Genomic DNA, 8,205 nt, shown 5'->3' on the forward strand with positions numbered 1-8,205 from the left:
GTCCTGGGTGGAAACGGCGCCTGGGAGGTCATGGGGGAGAAGGTGGATGTCGACCACATCTACCTGGGAGAGGGCGAGAGCGATTTTCCCGAGATCTGCCGGCAGATCATAAGAGGAGAGAACGTTCCGGAGGTGTTGCGGGGATCGGCGGTGCCTGGGGATAAGATACCGGTAAACAGAGGAGCGACCATTGGCGGAATTGTGGAGATCGGCAGGGGCTGCTGGAGAGGATGCGCCTTCTGCTCGCCCACCATGCGCTCTGTGCGCCACAGGCCTATTGAAAATATTCTTAAAGACGTGCGGGTGAACCTGGAATGCGGCCAAGAGGATATCATCCTCCACAGCGAGGACGTCTTCTCCTATGGCTCCAAAGGCACAAGGCCGAATGAAAAGAAGATGACTGAGCTCGTGACCGAAGTCAAGAAGCTGGGGCCGAAGACGATGGACTTCTCCCATCTCAGCCTGGCCTCGGTCCACTCCAACCAGGGTCTATTAAGAGAGATCTCCAAGATCGTGGGCATAGGCTCGGATCAGAACCACATGTCTGCCTGGATAGGGATAGAGACGGGGAGCTGCCGCATCCTGAAGATGCATATGCCCCAAAAGGCGCTTCCTGGAGAGACGGAGAACTGGCCCCAGATCGTAGAGGACTGCTACCGCCTCTTCGACGAGGAATCCTGGCTTCCCGTGGCCAGCCTGGTTTTGGGCCTGCCTGGAGAGACGGCAGAGGATGTCATCCGGACCACGGAGCTGGTGGAGTCTCTGAAAGATTACACCGGCCTAATGCTCCCCCTCTTTTTCACCACCATCGCCGAGACGAAACTGGGCGGCACAAGGGGCTTTTCAAAGGCCGATGCCTTGCCCGAGCACTGGCATCTGGTAGGTCTGTGTCTTGAGTACAACCTAAAGCATTTGAAGAAGCTGCACCAGCTATACAAAGAGAGGATGACTGCAGGACCACTGGTTCACGCTGCCTTGACCGGAGTGAACTTGATCGCAGACGTCGCACTTAATAAATATCTGAAGAGAATGAAAAGAGGCGAGCCGCCCAACTGAGCCCCTGCCTAGCGGTGGCATATGGAGCTGAGAAGCGGAAGAGACGTTCTAGCACCAGCGTCACGCTATCATTATAGTACTAGAGGTATTCTTATGCAAACACAAATATTTTGCCATTGACATGTCGGAATTGCCGAGCGCGCATCCGGATTCAGAGATATTAGATCAATAATTCTCCAAAACAGACCTCACCACTCCTTTGTGGTCCCCCTTTAGGGAGTAAACGTTGTGATCCCCAGAGACATCAATGCTCAAAATGCCCAGGCGAGTGTTCATGAGCCCGACCATCGCCGAAACCCCTCGGTAGCTGACGTCAAAGCCCTCCTTCGCGAGATAGGTGAAGACGTCCTCCGTGGTATAGGCACCATCGCTTAGGAAAAGCTTCAAGACCGCCTTCCGGATTCCCACGCCATCTCGCTTAAGATAATTCCTCAGTCTTTCCTGGATTCGTTCTTCCGCGCTCTCCATCCGGCAAAATCACCGCCTCGAAAGAATGGATTTAAGGATTATAAAGGTATTCTCTCCACGACCGGTCCATCCTGCAGAGGATACCTCTCAATTATACAAAGATCGCATTTGCAGCCCTCTAGATCCGGGCATATCTCCTCCAGAATCCAGGCGGCGATCTCGATCCTTCCTTCCAGGCAGGAGTACATTTCAGCAGGCACCTCCAGCCCATCGATGATCCCCAGCGCTGACTTTAGATCACCCTCCTTACCCTCAATTATGCCGTGGATTATGGTTCCCTCTTCTGTGATGTAGTCCAGCGGCCGGGATGTCCTCTCCGCCCGGCGTCGCAGTCTCTCTCTCAGCTGCACAGCATCCTTGAAGCGGGAGGGACAGTAATGCACCTTGATGTCATCCAATAGATAGCCTCGGGCCATCTCTTCGCTGCCTTCTGCACCGCAGCCCAGGTCCAGGGGCAAAAAACCCTCTTCCATTAGACGAGAGAAGTTGGTCTCTGAGAACTCAAGCTCATTTAGGTTCAGAAAGGCATCTGCTTCTCGGACGGCATGAACGATCTGGGGCGCTGGCTTATATGCCGGGATCTCCACCCCAGCCTGCAATCCCAATGCCTTTGCCTCCTCCAGGACCTCCTTTAGTCCGACTGGATCAGACCATTCCTCATCAGGCGGATGGAAGCGGATCTCATCCAGGCCGGCTCTTACCAGCCTCTTCAGGACAGATCTGTTGGGCAGAATGCCGGTGTAGAGGTGGATATGGTGCTCGCTTCCGAACTCCTCCTTCAATGCCCGGATGCAATCCAAGACATAGTCCAGCCTTAAGAGGGGCTCTCCTCCCGTGATCCCCGTGCCCAGGGCGCCGATGGCCCTGCCCTCGCTCAGGATATCAGCCAGCTCTCCCACCGGCTGCTCATCGGCATATGCCACATCCTTTCCCCTTCGATCCTCGGAGATTGGGCAGTAAAAGCAGCCCCGTTCGCACCGGCCAGTGACGAAGAGGACCAGGCCCGCCCCCTGCCGACAGATCTGGCAGCCAGGGGAGAGGTAGTTGTAGATCGATCCCACAGAATCGGATTGCCACTGGAGCATGATTGCAGGAAAGGTGGGTTGGATTATCAATTTTGTGGAATCGGCTGAGCACAGGGGCAGCGGCATCAAAACGGTTATCAGAGAGAAGGGCATTGATCCTTTCAAAGAAAGAATATAATTAAAATATATTTAAAAGGATGGTTCTTTGTGAGAGAATATCTCCTCGGAAATGCAGCTATCGCCAAAGGACTGCTGGAGGCGGGGATCGGACTTGCCGCCGGCTACCCGGGAACTCCCTCCTCAGAGATCATTGAGGGCCTGGTGGAGCTGAAAGGCGATCTGCCCCTACATATAGAATGGTCTGTGAACGAGAAGGTGGCGCTGGAGGTGGCGGCAGGTGCCTCTTGGACCGGCTGCCGCTCCGTGGCCACCATGAAGCATGTGGGCCTGAACGTGGCCGCCGACCCCTTCATGACCCTGGCCTACCTGGGGGTAGGAGCAGGGCTGCTGGTGATCTGTGCCGATGATCCCTTCTGCCATTCATCCCAGAATGAGCAGGACTCACGACGCTTCGCCCAGTTCGCCTCCATTCCCTGTCTGGATCCTGCCGACCCCCAGGAGGCCCGGGATATGGCGATCTATGGCCTGGAGCTGTCGGAGAAATTCAACATCCCGGTAATGCTCCGGCCCACCACCCGCGTCTCTCATGCCCGGGCGGATGTGGAGGTGAGCCAGGATCGACCAATTCCAGTCGAGCGCCGTTTCGTCAAGAATCCTGCGCGACGGGTGGCCCTGCCAAGCCATGCCCGGCCGCTCCACCACGAGCTTTTGGCCAAGCAGCCAGCAATAGAAGAGGAGCTGGAGGGGTGCCCCTGGAACAGGCTAACCCTCCGGGGGGAGACGGGAGTGATAGCCTCGGGGATTGCCGGTCTGTATGCCGAAGAGGCCCTGACGGATCTGGACCTTGACCACACTCTGCTCAGGATTGGAGCCTATCCCGCCCCAAAGAAGCTGATATGCCGCATGCTCGAGCATGTCTCGAGGGTGCTGGTGATAGAAGAGCTGGAGCCGGTGGTCGAAGAACAGGTGGCGATGCTGGCAGGGAAGATAAATCCCTCCATACAGATCCTGGGCAAGGAAAAGGAGATCCCTCGCGAGGGAGAACTGGACCTTATTACGGTGAGAAATGCCCTGGCCAGGATGAACGGCCTGGGTATTATGGAGAGAGCATCCTTTGCAGCAGCGGAGATAGTCCCACCCCGGCCTCCGGCTTTATGTCCAGGCTGCAGCCACCGTGCCACCTACTATGCCATGAGACGGGTCTATGGCAAGAAGGCGATCTATCCCAGCGACATAGGCTGCTATACCATGGCAGTGGGCATGGGGACGGTTGATACCTGTCTGTGCATGGGGGCGAGCATCAGCCTCGCCAGCGGCATAAGATTCGGCGGTGAGACGGAGGGGATCTGCGCAAGCCTCGGAGACTCCACCTTCCTGCATGGAGGCATGACCGGCCTATTGAATGCCGCCTACAATAAGGCCAGGATCACAGTGACAATTCTGGACAACTCCACCACCGCCATGACCGGCCATCAGCCTCATCCGGGAACCGGGGTCACTGCCACCGGCGAGCCCACGGCCCAGGTCTCGCTGGAGGAGCTGGCCAGAGCTTTGGGGGCAGGGCTGGTCGAGACCGTTGATCCCTACGACCTTGAGGGGACGATGGAGGGATTCCAGAGGGCTAAGGATTTTCCCGGCCTATCGGTAGTCATCGCCAGACAGCCCTGCGTGATCAAGGCCCGCCGAAGCGGGACACGGCCACGGGCCTTCAAGGTGAGCGATGAGTGTCAGGGATGCAGGATCTGTGTGGAGTACGGCTGCCCGGCCATTGAGTTTGAGGGAGAGATGGCAAAGATCAACAATCTATGCACCGGCTGCGGGATCTGCGCCCAGATCTGCCCCAGCTCTGCCATTTTGGAGGTGGAGATATGAGAACCTCAGAATGCGATATGGTGATCGTCGGCGTCGGCGGCCAGGGAGTGATATTGATATCAGACGTGATCGGCAGGGCAGGAGTCCTGGCGGGAAAGCCGGTGCGAGGCGCGGAGACCCACGGCATGGCCCAGAGAGGGGGGAGCGTGATCAATCACACCCGAATAGGATGCCGCTTCAGCCCCTTGGTCGCTCCGGGCAGCGCCGATCTCTTGATCGCCCTGGAGCCAGCTGAGGCCCTGCGATTTGGCCATTTCCTCTCCCCAGATGGGGTGGCCCTGATCAGCAACCAGCCGGTCCTGCCGGTAACTGTCACCACCGGAAGAGCCCGGTATCCCTCTTTAGATGATCTGATAGAGCCGCTTTGTGGCCAATGCCAGAGGGTCCTGGCCCTGGATGCCACCGCCCTGGCGCGGAAGGCAGGAACCGCTCAGGCCATGAACGTGGTGATGCTCGGCGCCCTTTCCCAGTATATTCCCCTCTCAGAGGAGCATATCATCCAAGCCCTGGTTGAGGTTGTGCCGCCAAAGCATCTGGAGGCAAATAAGAGGGCATTTGCATTGGGAAAAGCTGAAGTAGAATAGGGGAGATAGACCAGTCTATGGAAGAAGAGAAAAAAATGGTTGAGAACAAGCCAGAAGAAAACAAAACTGAGGAGAAGGCAGAGCCTGTAATCACCCGGAGCATGAGGGAAGAGGCCTGCCCAACCTGCGGAGCGACAGAGCCCTCCATGCCTGCCGTCCTCCCCGACATGAGCTGGTCCATAGAGAAGCTGATCGCCGCCACCAAGGACAAGCATATGCTTGTGCGCTCCAACGCCATCATGCTCCTCTCTAAACGGGATATATCTGAGTCCCTGGAGGCTTTAATTGAGGCCCTCAAAGACGAGGAGTATCTGGTAAAGAGCAATGCCATGGTGGCCATTGCCGGATATGGAAAGCAGGTATCCGATCGCATGATCGAGGCCCTGGAAGATGCAGACAAGGATGTGCGTGCGGGAGCGGCCTGGGTGATCGGTGAGCTGAAGGAGAACCGGGCGGTGGCTGCTTTAGAGAAGGTGGCCAAGGACGACTATCCCCTGGCCAGGATCCAGGCAAAGGCTTCTTTGATCGCCATGGGCAGGGGACCCAAGAAGCCAGAGGCTCAGCCTCCTGTGGCTCAGCCGCCCGAAGATTCACCCGAAACAGGGGACAAAGAGGCAGAGAAGAGCGAAGAGAAGAAGGCAGAATAGATCTGCGAATCTTTTTTCTTTTCAGACAAAATATATCAATCATAAGAGCATAGAATATGTTATGGAAGCCCCAATAGGCAAGAGCGTGTACAATTTTATCGATCTCGTGGGAACCTCAAATGAAAGCTGGGAGGACGCTGTCCAATCTGCAATCAATACTGCGAACCGAAAACTGACCAACGTGAGAATTGCCGAGGTCACGAGGATGGACACCAGGCTTACAGAGGGAGGGATAATGGAGTACAGGGTAAGGGTGACCCTCTCCTTTAAGCATGAGGTCGAGCCCGAGACGCTCTGAGCTCAAAGTAATCCCCGGATTCCGGGAGATGATCTATAAAAGGAAAGGCTTAACAGCTAAACTAAAGTAAGGGAAAATGTGCCCCGGATAAGCCTGATCATCCCCACCAGAAACGAATCCCAAACCATACGCCAGTGTATCCAAAGGGCACTGGAGGCCTTCGAGAAGGCGGGCCTTGAGGGAGAGATAATCGTTGCGGACAGTTCCACCGACCAGACGGCGGATATCGCTGCCTCCTGCGGGGCGAAGGTCGTATTCCCCCAGAGGCTGGGGTATGGCAATGCATACCTATTGGGTTTCCAGGAGGCTGGAGGGGACTATATATTTCTCATGGACGGGGACCTCACCTACGACCCCGAGACCATTTTGGATATGCTTCCCTGCCTGGAGAGCGGCGAGTATGACCTGGTCATGGGATCGAGGCTCAAAGGCAGGATCATCCCAGGAGCGATGCCCGCCCTTCATCGTTATGTAGGAAATCCTATTTTGACCTGGGTTTTGAACCGGCTCTTCTCCGCCGGAATCTCCGACGCTCATTGCGGTCTGCGTGGCATAACCAGGGATGCCCTCTATAAGCTGAACCTCAGGTCCGGGGGAATGGAGTTCGCCTCGGAGATGGTGATCGAGGCCGCCTCCCGCGGCTTGAGGATCGCTGAGGTTCCCATTACTTATTATCCTCGACAGGGAGACTCCAAGCTGAACTCGTTCACCGATGGCTGGAGGCATATGCGATTCATGATGCTCTACCGGCCAGGGCCCTTTCTGCTCGTCCCGGGCCTGGTAGCACTCCTCCTCGGCCTGATCCTGGCAGTGGTGGTTTACATAGAGGGTGGCTCGAGGATGCATTCCTTGATCCTGGGGGGACTGCTGCTGATCATCGGCTATCAGATGCTTCTTGCCGGGATGCATTTCAGAGCTTTTGGCGCTGCCTGGGGCCTTTCCAAGTCGAGCGGAATGAAGAAGCTGATCAGCTACCATTCCCTGGAAAAAGAGCTCTTAATAGGGCTGGCTCTGCTGGCAGCGGGAATTGTCATTGGCCTCGTGGTCCTCATGAGGTGGAGAGGGGCGGGCTTTGGTGCATTGGATGCCGCCCAGAACGCTATGGTGGCCATGATACTCACCATTCTTGGAATTCAGACCATCTTCTCCGGGATGTTCATCAGCCTGCTATTGCTTTACAATGGGCACCAGGATGGCGAATAAGAGGTGGAGATCGCTTATGTGTACGATGCCGTCTATCCCTGGGTCAAAGGGGGGGCGGAGAAGAGGATCTATGAGCTCTCCCGAAGGCTGGCGGCGCGCGGGCATGTCGTCCACTGCTACGGCATGAAATGGTGGCAGGGAGAGGACGAGATCGAAAGAGAGGGCGTTCGCTTTCATGGCATATGCGAGCCCAGGCCCCTTTATGTCAATGGAAAGAGATCGATTGGAGAGGCAGCCTACTTTGCCGCCAGGCTGCTTTCTCACCCCTCAAAGGAGGCGGCGGTCGACTGCCAGAATTTTCCTTATCTGTCCTGCTTTTCCGCTCGTCTCTTGAGCAGTTGGAGGAAGAAGAACCAGAAGCTCTTTATCACCTGGCATGAGGTCTGGAAAGATTACTGGCATGAGTACCTGGGAAGGAAGGGAGAAATTGGCAGGATCACTGAATTGATCGCTGCCCGGCTGACCGATCGCAATCTGGCAGTATCGAAGAGGACGGCCAGGGATCTGGAGAGCCTGGGGGCAAGAGGGGTACAGGTGGTGCCAAACGGCATCGACTGGCAGAAGATCGAGGGGATAGCGCCCTCCCCAAAGAGTTTTGATATCGTTTTTGCCGGAAGGCTGGCCGCTCATAAGAACATCCACCTCCTAATTCAGGCGGTGAGCATAATGAAGTCAGAGATCCCGGATGTGCGGGCAGCGATCATTGGCGACGGGCCGGAGATGGAGAGGCTGAGATCGCTGACAGGGAAATTGGGGCTGGAGAAAAATATCGAGTTCTGCGGATTTCTGGAGAACTATGATGATGCTTTGGCCCTGATGAAGTCCTCCCGGGCCTTCGCCTCACCCTCCACCAGAGAGGGATTCGGCATGGCCGCCCTGGATGCCAATGCTTGCGGCCTGCCGGTGGTGACTGTCGAGCACAGGATGAATGC

Annotated in this window: 9 protein-coding genes; 7 read left to right on the forward strand and 2 right to left on the reverse strand. The window is 56.3% G+C overall.

Annotated elements, in window-relative coordinates; all coding sequences use genetic code 11:
- A partial coding sequence (locus BP822_RS08245; RefSeq protein WP_286878107.1) for a B12-binding domain-containing radical SAM protein occupies positions 1-1,056 on the forward strand: 1,056 nt, incomplete at its 5' end.
- 165 nt (positions 1,057-1,221) lie between these two features.
- Here BP822_RS08245 and BP822_RS08250 read toward each other — a convergent pair.
- Positions 1,222-1,524: a DUF2551 domain-containing protein gene (locus tag BP822_RS08250; protein WP_013719075.1), complete on the reverse strand. Its 303-nt coding sequence runs from the start codon at positions 1,522-1,524 to the stop codon at positions 1,222-1,224.
- Between the two features lie 38 nt (positions 1,525-1,562).
- Positions 1,563-2,609, reverse strand: a complete 1,047-nt coding sequence (locus BP822_RS08255; RefSeq protein WP_013719076.1) for a radical SAM protein — start codon at positions 2,607-2,609, stop codon at positions 1,563-1,565.
- 147 nt (positions 2,610-2,756) lie between these two features.
- Here BP822_RS08255 and iorA point away from each other — a divergent pair, with 147 nt between their 5' ends.
- The 6 genes from iorA to BP822_RS08285 all read left to right on the forward strand — a co-directional run.
- Positions 2,757-4,541 (forward strand): indolepyruvate ferredoxin oxidoreductase subunit alpha, encoded by a 1,785-nt coding sequence (gene iorA, locus BP822_RS08260; RefSeq protein WP_013719077.1) that lies wholly within the window; start codon positions 2,757-2,759, stop codon positions 4,539-4,541.
- Positions 4,538-5,125: an indolepyruvate oxidoreductase subunit beta gene (locus BP822_RS08265; RefSeq protein WP_013719078.1), complete on the forward strand. Its 588-nt coding sequence runs from the start codon at positions 4,538-4,540 to the stop codon at positions 5,123-5,125. The genes iorA and BP822_RS08265 overlap by 4 nt, the downstream gene beginning before the upstream one ends.
- Positions 5,126-5,142: 17 nt before the next feature.
- Positions 5,143-5,772, forward strand: coding sequence for a HEAT repeat domain-containing protein (locus BP822_RS08270; protein ID WP_286857292.1), 630 nt, complete (start codon positions 5,143-5,145; stop codon positions 5,770-5,772).
- Positions 5,773-5,833: 61 nt separating this feature from the next.
- The gene (locus BP822_RS08275; RefSeq protein ID WP_273271468.1) at positions 5,834-6,070 is read left to right on the forward strand and encodes a dodecin family protein; all 237 of its coding nucleotides are present in this window, start codon (positions 5,834-5,836) and stop codon (positions 6,068-6,070) included.
- 78 nt (positions 6,071-6,148) lie between these two features.
- On the forward strand, positions 6,149-7,273 hold the full coding sequence (locus BP822_RS08280) for a glycosyltransferase family 2 protein (protein ID WP_286878108.1): 1,125 nt from the start codon (positions 6,149-6,151) through the stop codon (positions 7,271-7,273).
- A gap of 18 nt (positions 7,274-7,291) precedes the next feature.
- The coding region (locus BP822_RS08285; RefSeq protein WP_286878109.1) for a glycosyltransferase family 4 protein at positions 7,292-8,205 on the forward strand (914 nt) is incomplete at its 3' end.

The organism is Methanosaeta sp. UBA458 (assembly GCF_002496085.1).
GTDB lineage: Archaea > Halobacteriota > Methanosarcinia > Methanotrichales > Methanotrichaceae > Methanothrix > Methanothrix soehngenii.